Annotated in this window: 20 protein-coding genes; 10 read left to right on the top strand and 10 right to left on the bottom strand. The window is 49.6% G+C overall.

The features are described 5' to 3' along the window. Entirely contained in the window at positions 1–1,392 is a 1,392-nt protein-coding gene (locus AC3WU2_RS07185) for a sensor histidine kinase (RefSeq protein WP_492452717.1), read from the top strand. 19 nt (positions 1,393–1,411) lie between these two features. On the opposite strand, the gene sdaAA is transcribed toward AC3WU2_RS07185, so the two are convergent. From sdaAA to AC3WU2_RS07165, 4 genes are all read right to left on the bottom strand, one after another. Continuing rightward, positions 1,412–2,287, bottom strand: a complete 876-nt coding sequence (sdaAA, locus tag AC3WU2_RS07180) for an L-serine ammonia-lyase, iron-sulfur-dependent, subunit alpha (protein WP_492452715.1) — start codon at positions 2,285–2,287, stop codon at positions 1,412–1,414. Between the two features lie 61 nt (positions 2,288–2,348). After that, complete coding sequence (sdaAB, locus tag AC3WU2_RS07175) at positions 2,349–3,011, bottom strand: L-serine ammonia-lyase, iron-sulfur-dependent subunit beta (protein WP_018754658.1); 663 nt, start codon at positions 3,009–3,011, stop codon at positions 2,349–2,351. A gap of 60 nt (positions 3,012–3,071) precedes the next feature. Continuing rightward, the gene (gene cls / locus AC3WU2_RS07170; protein WP_492452712.1) at positions 3,072–4,586 is read right to left on the bottom strand and encodes a cardiolipin synthase; all 1,515 of its coding nucleotides are present in this window, start codon (positions 4,584–4,586) and stop codon (positions 3,072–3,074) included. 74 nt (positions 4,587–4,660) lie between these two features. Next, positions 4,661–4,930, bottom strand: coding sequence for a nitrous oxide-stimulated promoter family protein (locus AC3WU2_RS07165; protein WP_492453193.1), 270 nt, complete (start codon positions 4,928–4,930; stop codon positions 4,661–4,663). A 148-nt stretch (positions 4,931–5,078) separates the two neighbouring features. Between AC3WU2_RS07165 and AC3WU2_RS07160 the strand changes: the two genes are divergently transcribed. The 4 genes from AC3WU2_RS07160 (at position 5,079) to AC3WU2_RS07145 (ending at position 7,077) form a co-directional block, all read left to right on the top strand. Beyond that, positions 5,079–5,660: a TetR/AcrR family transcriptional regulator gene (locus AC3WU2_RS07160; RefSeq protein ID WP_492452710.1), complete on the top strand. Its 582-nt coding sequence runs from the start codon at positions 5,079–5,081 to the stop codon at positions 5,658–5,660. 23 nt (positions 5,661–5,683) lie between these two features. Then, complete coding sequence (locus tag AC3WU2_RS07155; RefSeq protein WP_314590883.1) at positions 5,684–6,016, top strand: DMT family transporter; 333 nt, start codon at positions 5,684–5,686, stop codon at positions 6,014–6,016. Further along, positions 6,016–6,330 carry a DMT family transporter gene (locus tag AC3WU2_RS07150; RefSeq protein ID WP_018754653.1) on the top strand — a complete coding sequence of 105 codons (315 nt, stop codon included), beginning with the start codon at positions 6,016–6,018 and terminating at the stop codon, positions 6,328–6,330. Before AC3WU2_RS07155 ends, AC3WU2_RS07150 begins: the two co-directional genes overlap by 1 nt. Before the next feature lie 72 nt (positions 6,331–6,402). After that, complete coding sequence (locus AC3WU2_RS07145) at positions 6,403–7,077, top strand: M50 family metallopeptidase (RefSeq protein ID WP_492452707.1); 675 nt, start codon at positions 6,403–6,405, stop codon at positions 7,075–7,077. A 15-nt stretch (positions 7,078–7,092) separates the two neighbouring features. Here the strand turns inward: AC3WU2_RS07145 and AC3WU2_RS07140 are convergent, their stop codons facing one another. Beyond that, positions 7,093–8,058 (bottom strand): HD-GYP domain-containing protein, encoded by a 966-nt coding sequence (locus AC3WU2_RS07140; protein ID WP_492452705.1) that lies wholly within the window; start codon positions 8,056–8,058, stop codon positions 7,093–7,095. A 101-nt stretch (positions 8,059–8,159) separates the two neighbouring features. Between AC3WU2_RS07140 and AC3WU2_RS07135 the strand changes: the two genes are divergently transcribed. Then, positions 8,160–11,288, top strand: a complete 3,129-nt coding sequence (locus tag AC3WU2_RS07135) for a sensor histidine kinase (protein WP_492452703.1) — start codon at positions 8,160–8,162, stop codon at positions 11,286–11,288. Position 11,289: 1 nt separating this feature from the next. Next, entirely contained in the window at positions 11,290–12,414 is a 1,125-nt protein-coding gene (locus AC3WU2_RS07130; RefSeq protein WP_492452701.1) for a response regulator, read from the top strand. Between the two features lie 54 nt (positions 12,415–12,468). Here AC3WU2_RS07130 and AC3WU2_RS07125 read toward each other — a convergent pair whose 3' ends face one another. Next, a complete protein-coding gene (locus tag AC3WU2_RS07125; protein ID WP_492452699.1) occupies positions 12,469–13,872 on the bottom strand; it encodes an L-cystine transporter in 1,404 nt (467 codons plus the stop codon). Between the two features lie 166 nt (positions 13,873–14,038). After that, on the bottom strand, positions 14,039–15,574 hold the full coding sequence (locus AC3WU2_RS07120) for an aldehyde dehydrogenase family protein (protein WP_492452697.1): 1,536 nt from the start codon (positions 15,572–15,574) through the stop codon (positions 14,039–14,041). Positions 15,575–15,723: 149 nt separating this feature from the next. Here AC3WU2_RS07120 and ytxJ point away from each other — a divergent pair, with 149 nt between their 5' ends. Then, positions 15,724–16,062, top strand: coding sequence for a bacillithiol system redox-active protein YtxJ (gene ytxJ / locus AC3WU2_RS07115; RefSeq protein WP_492452695.1), 339 nt, complete (start codon positions 15,724–15,726; stop codon positions 16,060–16,062). A 39-nt stretch (positions 16,063–16,101) separates the two neighbouring features. Here ytxJ and AC3WU2_RS07110 read toward each other — a convergent pair whose 3' ends face one another. Further along, complete coding sequence (locus AC3WU2_RS07110) at positions 16,102–17,469, bottom strand: D-arabinono-1,4-lactone oxidase (RefSeq protein ID WP_492452693.1); 1,368 nt, start codon at positions 17,467–17,469, stop codon at positions 16,102–16,104. Beyond that, positions 17,457–18,647: an amino acid deaminase/aldolase gene (locus tag AC3WU2_RS07105; protein ID WP_492452691.1), complete on the bottom strand. Its 1,191-nt coding sequence runs from the start codon at positions 18,645–18,647 to the stop codon at positions 17,457–17,459. The genes AC3WU2_RS07110 and AC3WU2_RS07105 overlap by 13 nt, the downstream gene beginning before the upstream one ends. Positions 18,648–18,800: 153 nt before the next feature. On the opposite strand from AC3WU2_RS07105, the gene AC3WU2_RS07100 reads away from it, so the two are divergent. Both AC3WU2_RS07100 and AC3WU2_RS07095 read left to right on the top strand, forming a co-directional pair. Further along, entirely contained in the window at positions 18,801–19,730 is a 930-nt protein-coding gene (locus AC3WU2_RS07100) for a carbohydrate deacetylase (protein WP_492452689.1), read from the top strand. A 64-nt stretch (positions 19,731–19,794) separates the two neighbouring features. Next, the gene (locus tag AC3WU2_RS07095; RefSeq protein ID WP_492452687.1) at positions 19,795–20,937 is read left to right on the top strand and encodes a glycerate kinase; all 1,143 of its coding nucleotides are present in this window, start codon (positions 19,795–19,797) and stop codon (positions 20,935–20,937) included. Positions 20,938–21,032: 95 nt separating this feature from the next. Here the strand turns inward: AC3WU2_RS07095 and AC3WU2_RS07090 are convergent, their stop codons facing one another. Continuing rightward, complete coding sequence (locus tag AC3WU2_RS07090) at positions 21,033–21,989, bottom strand: alpha/beta hydrolase (RefSeq protein ID WP_492452685.1); 957 nt, start codon at positions 21,987–21,989, stop codon at positions 21,033–21,035. Between the last annotated feature and the right edge of the window lie 9 nt (positions 21,990–21,998).

Here is a 21,998-nt window from a genome sequence, read left to right as displayed (position 1 = left end):
GTGAAGTGGAATCGTGTAGATATAAAGCTCGGCGTTACAATGCTCTCCATCTTCCTGCTCGTGTTCGCCCTGCTTGGCTTTGTGACAGACCGCGTCATTACGAAATTCTATATCCAGAAATCCCATGAGGAGAATATGGAGCTTGCAGCCCATTTTCTGAAAATGGCAAATACGCAGCATGGCATCAATCCTGATGCCATCACAACGATGGCCGAATTCTCCAAGGTCGGCATTCACGTGCTCGATGCGACTGGCGCAATTGCTAGCAGATCTTCCAACATGGAGCAACCGCTGGAACAATATCTAACGCCTTCCATGCTGCAGGCGCTACAGAAGGGTCAATCTATCGATACCGAGATTACGACTGCGACAGGCCAAGGCTTTATCATCTCAGGACTGCCATTAATGGATCGCGACATCTTCCAAGGAAGTGTCATTATGACTGCCTCCCTCGCACCGATTGTTGCGTTCCTCCATAACATCCGACAACTGCTACTGATTCTATGTATCGTTGGCATGGTGATCGGTCTAGCCTTCTCGTTTGTTCTATCACGCAAATTAACGAAGCCCATACAACAGATGGTGACCGCGACGCGCAATATTGCGATCGGTCACTTGGATACAAGAGTAGCCGTAGAATCCAAAGATGAGATCGGCGCGCTTGCCGCATCGATCAATGATATGGCACGGGATTTGGAGCGGTATCAGAATACGCGGAGTGAGTTTTTTGCGAATATATCACATGATTTGAAGACCCCAATTACTTATTTAGAGGGTTATGCACGGGTCGTTGCGGAGAGGCTCTATGAGAGCGAGGAGGAAGAACAGCAATACCTCATGATTATCCATCATGAAGCGAAGCGATTGAATCGATTAATTAATGATTTGTTCGAATTATCGAAGCTGGAGGACGGCCAGATCCGTCTGGAACCCGAAACCTTGAACCTCGTCCCATTAATGGAACGCGTTCTCTCGAATGTATCTCTGAATGCTGCCCAGAAAGGCATTGAACTTTGCTTGCAAACACCAGCCTCCGTCATCCAAATCTGGGGCGATGAAGGACGTCTAGAGCAGATCCTGGTGAATCTGCTCGACAATGCCATTCGTTATACCGATCAAGGTTCTATTACAGCGTCAATCGAGCCAGGTACGGAGCAATGCCGGATATCCATTCAAGACACGGGCATCGGCATTCCAGAAGCCGAGCTTCCCTACCTCTTCGACCGGCTATACCGTGTGGAGAAATCCAGATCCCGGCAGCACGGCGGCAGCGGACTTGGTCTGTCGATTGTGTCCAAGCTCATCGAATTGCATCATGGCCAGATTGAAGTGAAGAGCCGGTATGGACAAGGGACTTGCTTCATTCTCACCTTACCCCATCGGCCCCATTGAACGAACAGCGGCCCCCTTTTTACTGCTTCTCGCCAAATATCTGTTCAGCTAGCTTCTTGCCTGTTGGTGTCGCAGCTAATCCGCCACGAGCCGTCTCGCGAAGCGCACTTGGCATACCTTGTCCAATGCGGTACATCGCTTCAATAACTTCATCAGCTGGAATACGGCTCTTAATGCCTGCGAGCGACATATCTGCCGCAACCATCGCGACGGCTGCACCCATTGCGTTCCGTTTCACGCAAGGTACTTCGACGAGTCCTGCTACAGGATCGCACACGAGCCCAAGCAAATTCTTCAATGCAATGGCCATTCCATGTGCGGACTGCTCCGGCGTTCCGCCTGCCAGTTCTACAAGCGCTGCTGCGGCCATCCCTGTCGCAGAGCCAACTTCCGCCTGACAACCACCAGCTGCACCCGATACGGACGCGTTATTCGCGATTACGAAGCCGAATGCCCCTGCCGTGAACAAGAAATGAACCATTTGCTCACGCGTCGGCTTTAGTGTCTCCCGAACAGCGAACAATGTTCCCGGTACGACACCTGCCGAACCTGCCGTTGGCGTCGCACAGATCATCCCCATCGCCGCATTCACTTCATTCGTCGCGACCGCCTTCGATACCGCATCGAGGATGAATGGCCCGGATAAGGTCTTCCCCTTTGCAATGTATTGCTGCATAAGGACAGCGTCCCCACCCGTCAATCCAGACAAGGATTGTACGCCTGCCAGCCCTTTATCGACGGCTTGTTCCATGACATCCAAATTGCGCTCCATGCGAGCGACGACGGCTTCGCGGCTGAGCTCCGCGAACTCCATCTCCTGTTGAATCATGACCTCCGCAATCGAAATGCCTTGATTTTGTGCCTTTTCTACGAGCTCTGCTACATTTCGGAACATGTCACTTCGACTCCCCTCATTCGAATGTTACTTTCCTTATTTCCTCTATTTCTCAATCCCGTTATGGGCTCATCCGCGTCACTTGGGTCACATGATCCAGCTTCCGAATCTCATCCAGGATGGCATCCTCCAAATTCTGATCCACTTCGATGACCATGAGCGCCATTTGGCCTTTTTCCTTCCGCGATACTTCCATATGCCCAATATTCACACGATGCTGTGTCAGAATATTCGTCACACCTGAGATCACGCCATAACGATCATCATGCAGCACAAGAATCGCCGGATACATCCCGTTTAGCCGCAGCTTGAAGCCGTTCAATTCCGTAATCTCCACTTTGCCGCCACCAATCGATATGCCAATAACCTCAAGGGATCCCCGCTCATCTTCCAAGCGAATCTTCGTCGTGTTCGGATGCTCCGGGACCGCCTCTTCTTTATGAAACTCAACAACAAGTCCCGCTTCCTTCGCCAGCTGTAACGAATTCGGAATACGCTCATCGTTCGTATCGAAATCAAGCAGCCCACCTACAATGGCCACATCCGTCGCATGCCCGCGATATGTCTCTGCAAAAGAGCCGTACAAATGAATATCCGCCCGCTTCGGCTCTCTTCCGAACACACTGCGAGCCAGACGACCGATGATCGCCGCACCCGCGGTATGGGAACTCGAAGGACCGACCATAATCGGCCCGATAATATCGAACACGCTGTTATACTTCATCCCCGCTCACCCCTTCTTCTTATTAAAGTAACTCAATCTGTCCGCCATACCCCTGTTAACTTATAGCAACGGAGAGAACAGCCTTGCGGCCGACTCCAGGAAACGGACAATCACCTTCTTATTCGCGAATTTCTTCGAGTCAATACGGCTTGCAAACGTCATATCACGTTCAAAATCCTGTACCATCCGCTGCACACTTGCGGTACGCACTAAGAGCGCATTCACTTCGTAGTTCAAATGAAAGCTGCGCATATCCATATTCGCCGTACCAATGGATGCCGTCTCACCATCAATAATCATTAATTTGGAATGCAAGAAACCACGTTCATACTCATAAATTTCGACACCCGCATCAATTAATCCACTGAAATACGAATGCGAAGCAAGGAATGGAAGCCATTTATCTGGTTTGGCTGGGAAAAGAATACGCACTTCGATCCCTGACAACGCGGCGATCCGCAATGCACTTAATATATCTTCATCAGGGATAAAATATGGCGTCGCCATCCAGATGGACTCCTTCGCCGATGTGATCATGGAGAAGAACAAGCTCTTCATCGTCGTCCATTCACTATCCGGGCCGCTCGGAATAATCTGCACCGCACCAGGCGTGCTCTCCACCTCCGCAGGGGAGAAGTACTCTGGCAGCATGAACGACTTGCCGGTCATATACTGCCAGTCCTGCATGAAAATGATCTGCAGCGATCGGACCGCTTGCCCCTTAATTATCATATGCGTATCCCGCCAGAATCCGTACGTCTTGCTGCGGCTTAAATATTCGTCTCCCACATTTAATCCGCCCATAAATCCGACATTCCCGTCAATGACCACGATTTTACGATGATTGCGGTAGTTCAGCTTATTCGAGAAGGTCGGGAACTTCACCGGCATAAAGGACATCACTTCGATTCCCGCATTCCGCATTTCTTGGAGAAAAGATGACGGCAGTTGATAGCTCCCCACCGCATCGTACAGGAAACGAACCTCTACCCCTGCTCTCGCCTTCTGAACGAGAATATCTTTAATCTGCGTTCCAATGTGGTCATTTCGAAAAATGTAATATTCCATATGGATGTGATGCTGCGCGAGCTCCAGCTCCCGAATAAGCGCATCGAATGTTTTCTTCCCATTTGTGAGCACCTCGGTGCTGCTGCCTGAGAACGAAATCGTGCTCTTAGCGAGCTTTAGAGATAACCGAAACATCTTCTGCTGATTTTCGCAGTAATCTTTAATTTCTTCTTCATTGCGAAGAATTTGTTGTTTGTAATGCTGATAGGCTTCTTGATTTTGCATCCCCTTCTCAACATATTTGCGCCGTTTGCTTCGATACGTCTGGCCAAAGATCAAATAAAAAACAAATCCAACAACCGGCAATAATGCTAGCAGCAAAATCCATGCCATCGTGCTTGAAGGATGCCGATTCTCCATAAAAATAATTAGCCCGATAAATATTACCGTAAGCGAGGTGGAAATACTGACTGCAGCAGGTACGGTATAGCCGAATAAACCGATGCTCGAGTACACGAACATCACGCATACGAGGATGAAGATAAGCAGTTTCAATATGCGATTCATTTCAATTCCTCTTTCCATGGGGTTGTGCCATTGCATTAATACTATACCCCATGCTGTAGGCGGATGGAAGGGAATTACTTCTTACGCATGCGCATCAATCCATGGATCGTATGGCGTAAGAGCGCCATCGGATGATGCAGTACCATGCGAGGTCCCGCATACCGCATGACCGCTCGAATCTCCTCGCGCTTTGCCGGCTTATAGCAGTGCTCAGGACATCCGCCGCAGGTGCTCTTCTGTTCTCCGAAGCGACAATGATTGAGCCGCACATGTGCGTACTGAAGCAATTGCTGGCATGAATCACATAGCTCCTCCTTCCGGTGGTGTTTACCTCGACAAGCGATTCGAATCTATCGTTCTCAATCTACCTTGAGTCCCCCAAATTCGGCAGTGACTTCTATCAACCATGCATTGACATTCGAACATTTCATGTGCTATATTGCATTGTGCCTAACGAACGGTAGGTAGACAGCACAAGGAGGTACGTCGTACATGTCCACCGCAACGCGTATTCAACAAGTTGCCTTAGAACATTTCGCCGTCCATGGCTATAGTGGAGCTTCTCTCTCACAGATCGCTGAAGACGTCGGGATTAAGAAGCCTTCCATTTACGCGCATTTCAAGGGAAAAGAGGACTTATTCCTGCATGTCTTGGATGAGGTGCTTCACGAGGAATATCAAGCGCTGATCCAATATATGCACGATCATTCGCACATTTCGTTAGAAGAACGCCTGCATGGCGTCTTAGACTACCAGCTTCATCGGTATGAACAGAGTGAAGCCGCGAAATTCTTGCTGCGGGTATCCTTCATTCCACCGAAGAGTTTGTGCGATCAAGTCTCGGAAAAGGTTTATGCGCATATCGACCAATGGAAGCAGGTGCTGGAGCAGACGATTCAAACCTCATGTGACCGAGAAGAACTGCGCGGGATTGGGGCGGCACATGCGGCATCCGCTTTCCTGTGTCTATCCGATGGGCTGCAAATCGAGCTGTTATATAGCGGCAAAGAACGTTATCAACGACGCTTTGATGCGTCATGGATGGTTTTCTGGAGAGGTATATCTTTAGCTTAGAACAACAGATAGGGGAATTAATCATGAATAAACATTGGCTCATGGTGCTGGTCGCTTCCATGCTCGAAGTGGTCTGGGTATCCGGATTGAAGCATGCTTCGACCTGGTATGAATGGCTTGGCACCGTCATTATCATTGCAATTTGTTTTACGGTATTTATGCGGGCATCCAAAGCATTGCCGCTTGGAACAGTCTACGCGGTATTTACGGGGCTGGGTACAGCTGGAGCTGTCATTGCGGAAATGTTGTTTTTCGGCGAACCTTTCAACTTAATTAAAATCTTGCTCATTGCCTTGCTAGTAGCTGGCGTGGTCGGCTTAAAATCCATTACGAAACCGAAGGAGGCTGAAGCATAATGGCATGGTTATCTCTTATTATTGCAGGCTTCTGTGAGGTGGCGGGCGTGATGGCGATCAACAAGATCAATCGCGACGGCAAATTCATCTCTTACGTACTCCTTGCCATCACCTTCGCATGCAGCTTCGGTTTCTTGTCCTATTCCATGCGCTCCATCTCCATGGGTACGGCCTATGCCGTCTGGACGGGAATCGGTACGGCAGGCGGGGCACTGCTCGGAATGTTCTTCTATGGCGAATCCAAGGAGTGGCGCCGGATTCTGTTCATTTCTATGGTCCTCTGTTCTGCGGTTGGCCTTAAATTGTTGACCTAATCGTTTACAACCCGCCGCACATCCTCTATGCTAAAAATCGAAGGATTATATTAAATGAGGTGTGCGAGCCATATGGGTAAATGGGGAACGACAATCATCTTTATCGTTATTGCAGCAGTCCTAACATATATCATTCCATTTAATTCTTATTTTAGAAATGTAGACACGATGATCCACGAATTTGGGCACGCACTCATCACTTTGTTGTTGTCGGGTAAAGTGCTCTATATTCATTTATTCAACGACCATAGCGGGGTAACCTATTCCCAGGTGTGGGACTCGTGGAGATTCATTCCGATCTCACTCGCCGGGTACATAACGGCATCCCTTATCACGGCGTTGCTGTTCACCCTCTATGCTCGAGACAAGGCACGTGCAGGGCTGATTCTGCTAAGCATCATCACACTGATCAATTTAATCTTCTTCATACGCAACAGCTTCGGCGTCTTCTGGGCTCTCGGATTTATCGCGATCAACCTCTTGATGCTGTGGATTCCATGGCTTCTCGTTCGCGAACTCTATTTCGTACTTATTGCATTCATCTGCTTGGTTGAATCTGTCTTCGCCCCGGTCTATCTGGTGTTCACTGCACTCACCATACCGGGATATGCAGGGGATGCGACGAATTTGAGTGAAGCAACCTTTATCCCCGCCGTCATCTGGGCCTTGGTATTCGCTATCATAGCGCTCGTCTGTGCACGTGTTTCTTTGGGACAATTCATGAAAGAATTCCGCAAATCATCCTAATATGCCCGTCCAGTTTCACGATGAAGCGATGATTTGCTTTATTTTCAAATGAACGCCTTTACTAAGATCAATGAATTCACGATCGGTCTGGACTAGTGGATAGAACGGATCGATTGGATTCATCATCACGATCGTTGCGATTCTCCCATCACTCAAGACGACCTTATTCCCGATCAGCGACAGCATCAATTTATGGACGAATATTCCTAAGATCTGCGGATCAAGGGTTCCAAAGGCATTTTGTTTCAATTGATGGAGACTATCGTGGAAAGAGTGTGCACTTTGATAGATTCTGTGCGATAACAAGGCATGGAATATGTCTGCAATCGCGACGACACGGCTGTAAATGTCAATTTTGGCAGCGCCAACCCCGAAGGGATATCCACTGCCATCCTGCCGTTCATGATGTTGAAGCGCGACAAGCATTTGCCGGTGATTCAAACCGACGGTCTCGATCAGCATTTTATAGCCGAATATCGTATGTTTGCGCATAAGCTTCTGCTCCTCAACCGTCAGTTTCCCTGGTTTATTCAAGATCTCCTCCGGAATCCGTAGCTTCCCGATATCATGCAAAAGGGCTGCCATTGAGAGCGACGATAGCTCCGCTTCATTCATCCCCATCCACTTCCCTATTAACGTAGCAATCATTCCCACGCCGATCAGATGTCGATAGAGATAATCATCTTTGGACTGCAGTGCTGCCAGTAGACTCGCAACGTTCGTCACATCCGCTGCCTGCAGCATAACCGGCAAGAAGTGTTTGCGCATCTCATACAGCGGTATTTTCTTCGTCGGTATAATAAACCGAGTCATATCCTTCATCAGACTTACGCTGGCATCCATTTGCTTCACGAATTCATGATCAGGATCACCTGCAAATGCAGATACAGGTTCAATGATTGTATCAATATGACGGACCATACGAATCGCTCCCTCTCTGTTTATCTCTACTCTACCAATTCCATCTCTCAAATTTCTCACAAACGGTACACTCCTTCGTCATTCTAATATCTTGTGAGAATTTCGTGAGTATGGAATGATAGAATACATTGGATAGTCATAATATGGATGGGGAAGATACATTGCGGAAAAATCATTTTAGTCCACTCGTTGGCATTTTATTTATATTTGTTCTATCTATCGCATTATTTGTTGGTGTGTATTCACTTAGCCTTACCAATTCTAGCGCGCCTAAGGCTGTCCACGGCGTGTTAGACCTATCGAAATGGGATTTCCAAAAGGAGGGTGTGGTCAGTCTAAACGGAGAATGGACGTTCTACAAGCATCAATTGCTGGGGCCTGAGGATTTCAGTTATGGCGGTAGTCTTACGGAAGCATCCATCGATTTAACCGTGCCCCAGAGTTGGTCTGGTGAACCAGCCCCTGACCAGATGAGCAAGAAAGGTTACGGGACCTATCACCTGGAAGTGATCGTTCCTAACCGGGATCAAATTTACGGGATCAAAGTGAATAACATTCGCATGTCGCATCGCCTCTATCTGAACGGTCAATTGCTAGGAGAGAGCGGCACGCCTGCGAGCCGAGCAGAACTGCACGCGCCAGGGAATACGCCCTATTCCGCTTATTTTCATGTAACAGGTTCGCAAATTGATATTGTCGTTCAGACGGCGAACTTCATGTTCGTCAATGGCGGGATTGTGAATGCGATTCAGTTCGGACACGATGAGGATATCAATACCCTGAGCGGTATTCAGCTCGGCTCGAGTCTGGGCACAATTCTCGTCTTGGGGATGTTCGGCATCTATCATATAAGCTTCTATCTCTTACGCAGAAAGGAGAAGCCTTATCTCTACAGCGGTCTCTATTTGCTTAACCTGCTCGTCACTCATCTTCTTCTGGGGGAAAAAATCGCGCTGCGATTTCTGCCAGATTTGCCATTTGCTTTTGCCTATAAGCTGCTTGAGTTTAGTGAATTTCTAGGTCCGATCTTGATCATCATCTTCTTCTTTTCCATTGATTCGAGGCTGATGTCCAGGCGTAGACTGCTGCTCGTTATCTCACCGCTTATGGCTTATCTGCTTGCAGTCCTGCTCCTGCCCTATCCGGTCTTTATTGATATGAAGGTGTATGGATTTCAATACATAGCTGTCGTGACGTTGTTCTTATTCTGCCGCATGGTCTACCTATTCCTTCGCAAGGATCGGGATCATGCTGACCGTAAAGAACTGATTCTATTTATTGGATCCGTTCTGTCATTAGGCATTTATTTGGTATTTAGCGTGCTCTACGCCGAATATCAAGTTCATAGTGAAATATTCGGTATCCTTGGCATTCTTGGATTCATTATCTTTATGAATATCCTGCTCGCCTTGCGGTTTACGAACGCCTATGAGAAGACGGAGGTGCTCACGCACCAGCTGACGCTCTCCAATCGCCTTAAGGATGAATTTCTGACGCATACGTCGCACGAGATTAAGACACCATTGCATGGCATTATGAATATCACCTCTCATCTATTGGATGATGATAAGAAGATGCTGACCAGCAAGCAGAAACAGAATTTGTGGCTAATTAAAGATACGTCCCTTAAGCTGTCTATGCTGATTCAGGATCTGATTGATGTCACGCGACTGAATCATGGCGAGCTGCGGCTCTATCCCACAGCTGTAGATCTGAAAGTTGTCGCACAAATTGTGCTCGAAGTTCTGCAATTCGAATTGCATGGGAAGCAAGTTCAATTCATTAATGACGTTGATGCCGATGTCTGGGTGCTTGCTGATGAGAATCGCTTGCGTCAAATTCTGTATAATCTCGTCCAAAATGCAATCAAGTACACGGATTCAGGGGTCATCAAAATTCAGGCGTTGCAGACAGACTCGGATGTTCTGATCAGTGTGGAGGATACCGGGACAGGGATCCCTGTTGAACGACACGAGACCATTTTCAACGACTATGGGCAGCCTGACTCCTTCTTAACGCAAGAGGAATATACACATGAGGGGCTCGGGCTATACATTAGTCGCAAGCTGGTCGAACTGATGGAGGGCGAGATTTATGTGGAATGGTCCCTGCTCGATATTGGCACACGATTCACCTTTACCCTGCCTGCCGTGGAACAATTTCAGATGCAGACCGAGATGAAATGGAATCAATATGCCGCTACCCGAGAAGAGATAGACAACGAGCCGCTGGACATTACGGATCAGCATGATCATACCGTCTTAATCGTGGATGATGAAGTCGAGAATATCCATACCTTGCGTAATATACTAAATCGCAATCACTATAATGTGATTACCGCATTCTCAGCAGAAGAGGCCCTACTCAAATTAAGCAGCCATGCTCAAATTGATCTCGCCATTGTCGATATGATGATGCCGAAGGTGTCCGGGATCGAGCTCAGTCAGTTGATCCGGGCGCAATATTCGATACTTGATCTGCCCATTCTGTTCGCAACCGCCCAAGAATCATCGAAAGAAATCGCACTCGGTCTGCGTGCAGGGGCCAATGATTTTATTACGAAGCCGTTCGAGATGGAGACCTTGATGGCACGCGTTCAGAACTTAATTTCGATGAAAAAGGCCATCCGTGAAGCGATACAGAATGAACTGGCTTTCCACCAGGCACAAATTAAACCGCATTTTCTGTACAATGCGCTCAGCAGCGTCATCTCCTTCTGCTATACCGACGGGGAGAAAGCCGCTGATTTGTTATCCATGCTGAGCCAATATTTGCGGTATATCTTGGACATGGACCGTACAAGATTGTTCGTCCCCCTTCATCGCGAGCTCGAATTAATTCATGCGTATGTGGAAATTGAGAAAGCACGTTTCGGGGAAAGATTCGATTATTTTGTTCATGTAGACGATGACTTGCTTGATATAGAAATTCCGTCGTTATGCATCCAGCCCATCGTAGAGAATGCGATTCGGCATGGATTATTCGAGAAAGAAGGGTACGGTCATGTTAGCTTGGACATTTCAGAAGGCGACCAATATATCAAGATCATGATCGAAGATGATGGCACCGGAATATCCGACGATCAACTCTACCATCTACAGGCGGGCAAAGGACGCACTGGTGGGATCGGCCTTCACAATATTAAGAAACGGATTGCCTCAATTCCAGGTTCCTCGGTATCGATTCATTCCGAGTTAGGCAGCGGAACGCAAGTCACTATTTATTTGCCGCTGGCGCAGCAGGAAGATCACGATGAGAGCCCGAAGGTGAATCACGATGGAGGGAAGTAATATGTTCAAGACCATTATTGTCGAAGACGAGAACCCGATTCTTGAATTAATGAAGCATGTTGTTGGGCAGAACCCCTACTACACGATCGTCGGCGCTTACAGCAGTCCGCTAGAAGCGTTGGAGCAGATCGTGACCCTGCAGCCCGATGTTGCATTTCTAGATGTCGAGATGCCGCGTATGAACGGGCTCGAGCTAGCGCAGATGATTAATGAGGTATCGGAGCACACGCAGATTATTTTCACAACAGCTTACAAAAATTATGCGCTGGAAGCCTTCCAAGTGCAGGCGACAGACTACATCTTAAAGCCAGTGACGAAGAGTGCGATCGAACGCATAACGAATCGACTCCATAAACAGCGAACGGTTGTTGTGCCCCCTGCTCCTTCTGTGAATCAGGCGGCTACCATCAAATGCTTTGGAGGACTGGAGGTGCGGAATCCTCGAGGTGAGCTTGTCCGCTTCCCAACACGCAAAACCGAGGAGCTCTTTGCTTATTTCCTCTGTCATCCGAATTACGAAATTAGTAAGTGGCATTTGGTTGAACTGCTATGGCCCGATCTCGAAGAAGAACGGGTCCTGCATAACCTGCACAATACGTTGTACCGTCTGAAGAAGCTATTGAAAGAACAGGAGATTCACCTAGAGATCATTAAAATCAATGAGGGCTATCTGCTCCAAACCCATCAACAAACCTATGATCTGCTCGAATATAAACGTGACCATGAGGCAATGCAGCCTCAACCTCAATCGGTGGATCTGCTAATGAGGGAACAACGATGTTCCCTTTATCAGGGACCGTTACTAGACCGCAAAGCTTATATCTGGAAGACCGCACTTGAGGAGAAATACAGACAGCAATATCTCGCTTATATGCGCAGCCTCATTCAGTATGACGTAGAGCAGCAGAACTGGAAGATGGCCGATCAACGATTTAACCATTTTTTTAGCATTTACCCGCTCGATGAAGAAATGAATTTATATCAATTGCAAGTCTATTTCACGAGTGATCGGAAAGATCAGATGGAGAAAAAATACGTCGATTACGAACGCGCATACCTCGCCGAGATGGGGATAGGGCTTCCAGAGGAGATTGTAAACTGGGGTAAGCTTCATAGGGCGATGTGACACAAATAAGGCAGGGATCCATGACTTGGATCTCTGCCTTATTGATATATCCGATTAAGCTGTTACGCCTCCATCAACGTCCTCTACACGGCTTGGCGCGTTATAGACATTCACATCCAGATCTTTCGTCACTTTACTCGTGACCAGTCCCGCCGTCATGGAACCACTGACGTTCAATGCTGTACGACCCATATCGATCAATGGCTCGACGGAGATCAGAAGACCTGCAAGAGCAACCGGCAAGTTCATCGTCGACAATACGATGATCGCTGCGAAGGTTGCACCGCCGCCTACACCAGCAACCCCGAAGGAGCTGATCGTCACGACTGCGATCAATGTTGCAATGAAGTTGAAGCTGAATGGATCAATGCCAACCGTTGGGGCAATCATTATCGCGAGCATCGCCGGGTAAATCCCTGCGCAGCCGTTCTGTCCAATGGATAGACCGAAGGATGCGGAGAAGTTCGCGATCCCTTCCGACACGCCTAGCTTCTTCACTTGCGTATCCACGTTAAGCGGTAATGCGCCGGCACTTGTACGGGATGTGAATGCGAAGGACAGTACAGGCAATGCTTTACGTACATAAGTGACAGGATTCAAACCATTCAACGCGATGATAATCAAGTGAATGATGAACATCACAATCAATGCAACATACGATGCGATAACGAATTGTCCAAGCTTAGCAATCTCAGCATAGTTCGTCGTCGCTGTGACTTTGGCAATCAGCGCTAGAATGCCGTAAGGCGTTAGGCGTAGTACAATCGTGACAATTCGCATAACGACCGCATAGATAGCTTCCACGAACTTCGTGAATAACTCCGCTTCCGCCGGTTTCTTCTTCGCAATTCCGCGAACCGCAATCCCGATGAAAGCCGCGAAGATAACAACCGCAATCGTCGATGTTGGACGCGAGCCTGTCATATCGTCGAACGGATTGGATGGAACCACATCTAGAATTTGTTGAGGGATCGTCTTATCTTCGACGTCAGCAAGTTTACCGTTCAAGTATTCGCCGCGCTTCTGTTCCTTCTCACCTTGCTCAATGTTCACAGCCTTCAAGTTAAATCCGAGTGCAGCCGAAATACCAACCGCAGCAGAAATCGCTGTTGTGAATAACAATAGACCGATAATCAATGTGCTTAGCTTACCTACGCCGCTCTTCGCTTTAACTTTAATAATCGCGGAGATGATCGATACCATGATCAGCGGAATTGCAACCATCTGCAACAGCTTCACATAACCGTTACCGACAAGGCTGAACCAATCCACAGAATCTTTGATCACGTCCGACGATCTTCCGAAGATCAGCTGCAGCGATACCCCGAACAGAATTCCGAGTCCAAGACCCGTAAATACCCGCTTCGAGAAACTGACATGCTTCTTCTGCATGTACAAGAGTATACCTATTAGTGCGAGTAGAACTACAACATTCACGATGGTTGACAACACTTCCATGTCGAACATCCTCCCCTTATTTTCCTTTAATCTAATGGATCAAATCCGGTGATTTGTTATTTGATGAGATTAATCTAACATAATAATTCCGACCTGTAAAGTATGAATTAAAAATAAATTTTTTTGTACAAAAAGAGACGAACGATAACGTTCGTCTTCTAATTTATTAGCGAGATTTCTTCGATAGACTTAAAAATGCGCGTATGAACTGTACATAATTCCGGTTCCTTCCATATAGGCCTTGAATCATACGCAGGAACAACGGATATTTGCCCGCATAGGGATACCAGTGCAGTTCTCCCTTGTTACGACCCGGATCCTCGATGATCGATTTCTCGTGACAGAACATTTGGAGTCCGAGAGATCCATGAGAGCGCCCAATTCCGCTATCTTTGACGCCGCCAAAAGGCAAATTCGGATTCGCGATACTCATATTCACATCATTAATGCAGACAGCTCCAGATTGCAGTGCATTCGCAACCCGGCGGCCTCGTTCCAGATTATTGGTCCATACACTCGCATTCAGTCCGTATGTTGTGCTGTTCGCAAGCTCGATGACCTCTTCTTCCTTATCGAAAGGCATAATGCAGAGCACCGGGCCGAACGTCTCCTCCTGCATCACGCGCATACTATGCCGTACATGCGTGAGCACGATCGGACGAAGATGCATCGACTTCTTCATCTTCCATTCGACCGGCCGCTCTCCAAATTCAAGCACAGCCCCTTGCTCGAGCGCATCATCAATTTGCCCGCGCACAATATCAATTTGCTTCGCAAATGTCATGGAACCAAGGTCCGTATCTTCGCGATTGTTCTGCTTCAGCGATTCCAATTCTCGCTTCAGCCGCGCAATAAATTTATCATAAATCGGTCGTTCGACATAAATTCGCTCAATGGACATACAGACCTGCCCGCTGTTCGCAAGCGATCCCCATACGGCGCCACGCACGGTTCGTTCGAGATGGGCATCTTCGAAGACGATCATCGGATCTTTGCCGCCAAGTTCGAGCGTCGTCGGGATGAGCCGCTTGGCAGCTTCGACCTGAATTTTCTTACCTGTCGCGACCGAACCTGTAAAGAATACATAGTTCGGACTGGCTGCAACCAGCGCCGCACCAATCGCACCGTCCCCTTGGACGACTTGGACAAGCCCCTTCGGGAAGCCCACTGCTGTGAAGATTCGCTCCATGAGCTGACCGATCGCCGGCGTCACTTCCGACGGTTTAATGATAACCGCGTTCCCTGCAATCAACGCACTAAGGACAGGCACCATCGCAAGATAGAACGGATAGTTCCATGGTGAAATAACGAGTACGACCCCCCGCGGCTCATACGCAATGTATGATTTTTTTCCGAGAAGCGTGATCGGTGTTTTCACCTTGCGCGTCTTCAATTCCTTGAGGGCTGTTCGTTCGGTGTGGTGAATCCAATCCAATAAGACAAGCACTTCGTTCGTTAGCGCTTCAATCTTCGGCTTGCCGGTGCTCCAAGACACGCTCTGCGCGATCTCATCGGCATGATCGGATATATATATGCGGAGGGTACGCAAGATTGATACGCGTTCTTGGATCGATTTGCTGCTCCAGCCCTCAAAAGCATCCCAGGCCTCCTCCATAACTTCTTCCACTTGATAAGGTTCAATCGTCTGTATTATTTCTCCTTCCTCGCCTGTAGCTGGGTTCATTGCTTTTAACGCGTGCATCGCCATCCCCCTTGATTGAATTGTAATTTATTAAATATCTTATAGCATTTGCGGGTAAAGATATATATGTTTAGATCGAATTTGATGATCGGTGTAGGCCTGTGATAGAATCATTAGCATGATCTGAAACCCTGAGAGGATGTGTCCCTATGAACTGGAAAGAAATCACGACAGAGAGCGAATGGAACGATGTATTGCAACGCTCCGCAGAGCGCGGTCAGCTCATCATCAAGCACAGCACCACCTGTCCAGTAAGCGCAAATGCGCTGCGGGAATTCGACGAATATATCGCAGGACAGCCCAATCAAGACGTTGATTACATGCTTGTCAAAGTCATCGAGAGCCGTCCGGTGTCCAACCAAATCGCTGAAGATTTAGGTGTGAAGCACGAATCCCCTCAAGTTATTTTCATCAAAAATAAAGAAAAATATTGGACAACCTCACACTGGTCCGTTACCAAAGAACACATTACAGCCGTGCTTGATTAGTATTCCCAGCCTCGAATCCTTTAGTGGATTTGGGGCTTTTTATTTACTCACACTTCCTAGTGTCGTCAGCTCATGTGCCCGATCACGCTGCCCCATCATTTCAGCCAGATAGGGATTCAAGAACATGCCCTCTGGATCAAGCTGCTCGCGCAGGTCCATGAAGGCCTCCCACTTCGGATATACCATGCGGAACTGCTCCGCCTGCATCGTATGCATTTTACCCCAATGCGGTCTACCACCATGCCTCCTGCAAATCTCCTCGACCTTCGCAAAATATTCCTTGTACGCCATCCCTCGGTACATATGTACGGCAATATAAGCAGAATCGCGGCCATTCGCCGGGCTCAGCCACAAGTCGTCTCCACGTACATATCGGCATTCGATCGGAAAATGAACAGCAAATTGATCACGATCTACAGCATCGCGAATTTCTTCCAGCACAACTTTCATTCGTTCTGCAGGTACGCTATATTCCATTTCGTTAAACCGCACAAGCCTTGGCGTTGCGAAAATACGGTGGCTGTAGCCTACTGCCTGCACATTTGGCACACCGGCAGCAGATAATCGACTTATCGGCCTACAGAGGCGTGGAATGAAGCGACAGCACTCCGACAAGGCCCAGAACAGCGCATTCTCCATCAGCATCACTTTCCAATAGCTCCACCTGCTCGGCGTTCCAGGGGCTTCATCGGTTTCGTTCGTCAGCTTCACTTGGGCCACATCGGTATACGGGAACCAGTAGAATTCGAAATGGCGATTCTCCAACTTCAACTGTTCAAGCTGAGACAAGCACACTGTGAAAGACATTTTTCGGCTAGAATAGCGCAGCACATAGGTCGGCACAACCCGGAGCTTCAGCTTCACGATAATGCCGAACATCCCCAAGGATACCTGCATCGCACGAAAAAGATCTTCATCCTGCCCAGGCGTACATTCTAGAATCTCTCCTGCTGCCGTCACCACCGTCAGTCCAACAGCTTGGGTTGCAAGACTCCCCAGGCACTCTCCCGTACCATGCGTTCCCGTGCTGATCGCCCCCGCAATGGATTGCGCATTAATATCGCCAAGATTCTCTTGCGCGACCCCATGCGCGTGCAATTCTTCGCCCAGACGGTCCAGCTTCGTACCGCCCCAGACCTCGGCAATGCCCCGTTCTTGATCCACGGCAATGACACCTTGCAATTGATCTAGCGAGACGAGCACGTCATCCGTCTGGACCAGTCGGGTAAAGGAATGTCCTGATCCAACGACGCGCAGCTTCCTTCCTTCGGCCGCGCAAGACATGACGATCGCGATCACTTCTTCCACGCTCGCCGGATATACGATACTTCGCGGTACACTTCGCACGAGTCCCGACCAGTTGCGCCACACTCTTGTATTACCCGCCTTCAAATCTACAGAAAACATTGCCCGTCCCCCCGATATGTCGTGGCTTCGCCAACAATACTGCCGTTCGATATATAGTAAAGCTGTGTGAAGCGTTCACAGAGTTCACCTGCTTTGCTGTGACGCATGAAGATCGGATCGCCGAGCTCCAGCTCCTCCGGTCCGTTATAACGGATCGGCGTCTGGACTTCGCCGGCGCCTTCCATCGCGAGGAGCTTCGCTCCTAGCGGCAAATACGGACGCGGCAGCTTATCACGGCCCGCGGCGCCTGAAGCGGTATACCCGCCGCCTAAGCAGGTATAGAGATCGCCGCGCGGCTGGCGCACGATCTCGATAGCGTACCCCGCGGCGGGGTGCAGGGTGAAGTCCCGGTAGTGGTCGAACAGACCGGGCGAATAGAACCCGGAGCCAGCCGTCACTTCGGTAACGGCTGGCTCTGCGCTGCTCGTATGCAGGCTGCCCGTGCCGCCTGCATTGACGAACCGCAGCGGCGGGAGATCGAGGCGCTGAATCGCCGAGACCAGCTCCGCCCGCCGGGCAGCGGCTTCGCGGATCGAGCGGCGTTTCAGCTGCCGCACGATCGCGTTCTTGAGCGCTTGGCCCGGCACGCGGTCGCCCATGCCGGCCACTTGCGCTTCGTAGCCCATGAGCCCGTCGAGCACGACGTGCTTCGACTGTGCGATGCGCTGCACGAGGCTGAGCGCATCAGCCGCCCGGCGTATCGGCGAGCGCCATACGCCGAAGTGCAGCCCCGGGACATCGATTGACATATCGATGTCCACACAGAGCGGCAGCCGCACGCCGTATCTCGCGGCGGCTGCTTCCACCTGCTCGACATGCGTCTCGCAGTCGACCATCAGCGTGATGCTGCGCCCTTCACGCTGATGCATGGCGACGGACTCGAGCAAACGCGAGTCCGCCGCAGGGTAACCCAGCAGCAAGTCAGTAAAGCCTTGCTGCGCGAGATAGAGTGCTTCGGGCACCGTGAAGCACATCACGCCTTGGAACTGCGCATTCGCATCCAGAATGCGCCTTAGCACATCCACTGAGCGGATCGATTTGCTCGCGATGCGAATGTGCTTGCCATTCGATCGGTCTATGATGCGCTGCATATTTTCCTGTAATAAATCTAGATCCACGAAGGCAAACGGCATCGGTAAACTCGCACACACTTTTTTATAGTAATGATAATCACGCAAATCTTTCGTCCCCTTTACCCGGATAGATGCACAATTTCATGTATTAATAAATATTCTAACAACAGAGAGATAAACCTTTATTTTACAGGTATTTTTCCTTCAATAGGAAATCAAACACAAACTTGAATGAGTCGGCTAATGGGAGGCCTTTGCATGACCAAATATGTCATTATTAACGCAGACGATTTCGGACTTTCACGAGGTGTAAATCGCGGGATTATTGAAGCCCATCAGGCCGGCATTGTGACAAGCGCATCCCTCATTGTGAACAAACCGGGATTAAAGGACGCGGTTGCTCAGGCCAAGCGGAACCCCCGACTCGGTGTAGGTCTCCATTTCAATCTATCGGATGGTAAGCCCATCACGCCGCCATCTCTAGTACCATCGCTCGTGAATATACACGGCTCCTTTCATAACCAAAGTCATGAATGGCGTGAAGAAGATGTGGAACGCGAACTTCATGCCCAGTGGGAGCTTATGCGGCGAAAAGGCATCTATCCGACACATATTGATTCGCATATGCATATCCACATGGAGTTCCTCCATGTCTATCATGCTGTTGCGAGACTGGCCTTCCGGGAGCTCGTTCCCGTCCGTTGCGATCTATCACAAGATCGGGTAACCCCCCCGGTCCCAGTAAGAACAATAGATACGCTCATTCGTGACAAATACAATGAACCGGATAGCGTCGTGCGCCTCATTCGTCATATACAATGGATCCAAGACGGAACCACCGAGATCATGTGCCATCCTGGATATGTCGATGAAGAATTGAAACGGCACAGCACAATGATTGGGGAACGGGAAGCAGAGCTTACTCACCTCACCCACCGGGAAATCGGAACCGTCATCCGTGCTTACGGACTGCATCTCATTCATTATGGACAATTACCCGATCCGCCGACCTTCCATATGCCGCCAGAACCCGAACTGCTCCCCGAACAGAACAGTACCTTATCCAACTTGTTAGCACAGCCCAAACACCGCTCTTCACGCCCCCGTTCCCGCCTAGTTCGTGGGAAGAAGCGACGTGTAGAAGCACGTGTCAAAGCAAAAAAATGGCGTACCCGGGGCTTCTATTGATGCCTGCCTCAGAATCTTCTATACTGAGCGTACATTCGATTGATGAGTAAGGGGAGAGGTCCCAGTGAAAATCGTTATAGCTCCTGATTCATATAAAGAAAGCTTGTCGGCCAAAGCCGCAGCAGACGCGATAGCTCGCGGTTTCCAAGCGGTGTTCCGAGAAGCCACAATTGTGCAGGTCCCCTTAGCGGATGGCGGCGAGGGGACGATGGAGACACTCGTCGATGCCCTTGGCGGGAAGCTGATTCCAGCCCTAGTGAGCGATCCACTCGGACGCCCTATTGAAGCACATTTTGGCCTGCTCGGCGATGGCAGCACAGCCATTATTGAAATGGCAGCCGCATCTGGTCTTGCACGTGTCTCTCCTGCAGAACGGAACCCGCTCCTCACCTCAACGCGCGGCACGGGCGAGCTTATCCGTACCGCGCTTGATGCCGGAGCACGGAGGATCCTCATCGGCCTTGGCGGCAGTGCCACCAATGATGGTGGTGTCGGGATGGCTCAGGCACTGGGCTTTCGTTTCGTCCGGCATGACGGCACCGAGATTACGCCTGGTGGCGCCAGCCTTACAGGGCTGGACCACATTCTTCTTCACGATGTCGATCCTCGGCTTGCACACACGGAATTCATTGCCGCTTGCGATGTCGATCATCCACTAATCGGAGAGCAAGGCGCATCTGCTGTCTTCGGACCGCAGAAGGGCGCTACGCCCGCAATGGTACAACAGCTCGATATGGCCCTGACCCATCTTGCGTGGCGAATACGTGAAGATCTTCACTGCGATGTAGCAGACAAGCCCGGAGCCGGAGCAGCAGGCGGACTTGGCGCCGGCGTGCTTGCATTCCTCGGAGGCAAGCTGCAGCGCGGCGTCGATATGGTTATCGACGCCGTAGGACTACCTAGCCATATCCAAGATGCAGACCTTGTCATTACCGGTGAGGGTAGAATAGACGAACAGACCCTGCACGGCAAGACATTAAGCGGGGTCGCCCGCATCGCGCATTCGCACGGCGTTCCTGTTATTGCGATTGGCGGTTCTTTGGGCCCTGGCTCTGAATCACTGCAGCTTCTTGGGATGGATATGCTGTTCTCTCTGGTCCCCGGAGTCTGCACCTTGGAGGAAGCCTGTCTAGAGGCCTCCTCCAATCTGGAACGGACTGCGCAGCACATCGCAAGGGTACTGCAATGCGGGCAGCGTCTTTTATGATCCCATGTAATAACAAATAGAACCGCCACCAAGCCCCCAGAGAAGTTTGGTAACGGTTCTATTTTTTCGTCGGCGGTTTAAAGCCCCGTACGAAGCTAAACGTTCATCGGACCCTGAATCTGAACGTACTTCCGTACAAATTCTTGCACCTGTTCTTTGTATCCATCGACATCCGTCCAATATGCATTTCCGTGTCCAGCATCGGGGACGAGAAACATCCGTTTCTCGCTGCTGCATGCGGCATAGAGTGGATACATCATGAATGTGGGCACGAAATCATCTTTGCCCCCATGTATGAACAAGACAGGTTTCTTCGTCTTCTTCACTTGTTCAATCGCCGAGGCCTCACCGAAGTAATAATTGGCCCTGAGCTTACAGATCAGACTCGTCACATGAATTAACGGGAACGCAGGCAGCTTGAACATCTGCTTCAGTTGATAGGACAGAATATCCTTTACAGAACTGTATGCGCAGTCCGATACGATGCATTTCACCTGATCCGGTAAGGACTCACCGCTCGTCATGAGCACGGTTCCACCTCCCATGGAGACCCCGTGCAGCACGATCATAACCTGTGGACCATGCCGTTCCAGCATCATATCGATCCACCGCAGCACATCGCACCGATCATGCCAGCCGAATCCGATATAATTCCCTCCGCTCTCACCGTGCCCCCTTAGATCCGGCATGAATACATGATAGCCGAACTGCTCCCGATAGAGCTCCGCGAAGCATGCCATATCCTTGCCTTTGCCCGTGTAGCCATGGACCAGAATCACGAGATTGTTAGTTGGTGAAAGGGCCGCCAAATAGTAGCCTGTCAGCTGGATTCCATCTTTCGATGTCATACGCAGCGTCTCATACGGCTGAGCCTCCATCCACGAGGACCGATCCTCCCACGGTTTGCCCGGCAGATCGGCTAAATCCGTGTTCTTCTCCATGAATTCCTTCTTACTGCGACGAATGGCGAAGTTATAGAAGTAATTCCCTGCTCCCATGAACAAAAGGGCAGCTGCAATCGCAGCCGCCATAACAATTCGTATGCCCATCATAACCATCAT

The sequence above is a fragment of the Paenibacillus sp. EB106-05-06-XG162 genome (assembly GCF_058791655.1).
The sequence above is the reverse complement of the archived record's forward strand: the minus strand, read 5'-3'. Positions and strand labels throughout refer to the sequence as shown.

Bases quoted from the DNA above. Each gene is read 5' to 3' on its own strand.
- sdaAA (WP_492452715.1), bottom strand. From the start codon at position 2,287: ATGTTCCGAAATGTAGCAGAGCTCGTAGAAAAGGCACAAAATCAAGGC.
- sdaAB (WP_018754658.1), bottom strand. From the start codon at position 3,011: ATGAAGTATAACAGCGTGTTCGATATTATCGGGCCGATTATGGTCGGT.
- cls (WP_492452712.1), bottom strand. From the start codon at position 4,586: ATGAATCGCATATTGAAACTGCTTATCTTCATCCTCGTATGCGTGATG.
- AC3WU2_RS07160 (WP_492452710.1), top strand. From the start codon at position 5,079: ATGTCCACCGCAACGCGTATTCAACAAGTTGCCTTAGAACATTTCGCC.
- AC3WU2_RS07155 (WP_314590883.1), top strand. From the start codon at position 5,684: ATGAATAAACATTGGCTCATGGTGCTGGTCGCTTCCATGCTCGAAGTG.
- AC3WU2_RS07150 (WP_018754653.1), top strand. From the start codon at position 6,016: ATGGCATGGTTATCTCTTATTATTGCAGGCTTCTGTGAGGTGGCGGGC.
- AC3WU2_RS07145 (WP_492452707.1), top strand. From the start codon at position 6,403: ATGGGTAAATGGGGAACGACAATCATCTTTATCGTTATTGCAGCAGTC.
- AC3WU2_RS07130 (WP_492452701.1), top strand. From the start codon at position 11,290: ATGTTCAAGACCATTATTGTCGAAGACGAGAACCCGATTCTTGAATTA.
- AC3WU2_RS07125 (WP_492452699.1), bottom strand. From the start codon at position 13,872: ATGGAAGTGTTGTCAACCATCGTGAATGTTGTAGTTCTACTCGCACTA.
- AC3WU2_RS07120 (WP_492452697.1), bottom strand. From the start codon at position 15,574: ATGCACGCGTTAAAAGCAATGAACCCAGCTACAGGCGAGGAAGGAGAA.
- ytxJ (WP_492452695.1), top strand. From the start codon at position 15,724: ATGAACTGGAAAGAAATCACGACAGAGAGCGAATGGAACGATGTATTG.
- AC3WU2_RS07110 (WP_492452693.1), bottom strand. From the start codon at position 17,469: ATGTTTTCTGTAGATTTGAAGGCGGGTAATACAAGAGTGTGGCGCAAC.
- AC3WU2_RS07100 (WP_492452689.1), top strand. From the start codon at position 18,801: ATGACCAAATATGTCATTATTAACGCAGACGATTTCGGACTTTCACGA.
- AC3WU2_RS07090 (WP_492452685.1), bottom strand. From the start codon at position 21,989: ATGATGGGCATACGAATTGTTATGGCGGCTGCGATTGCAGCTGCCCTT.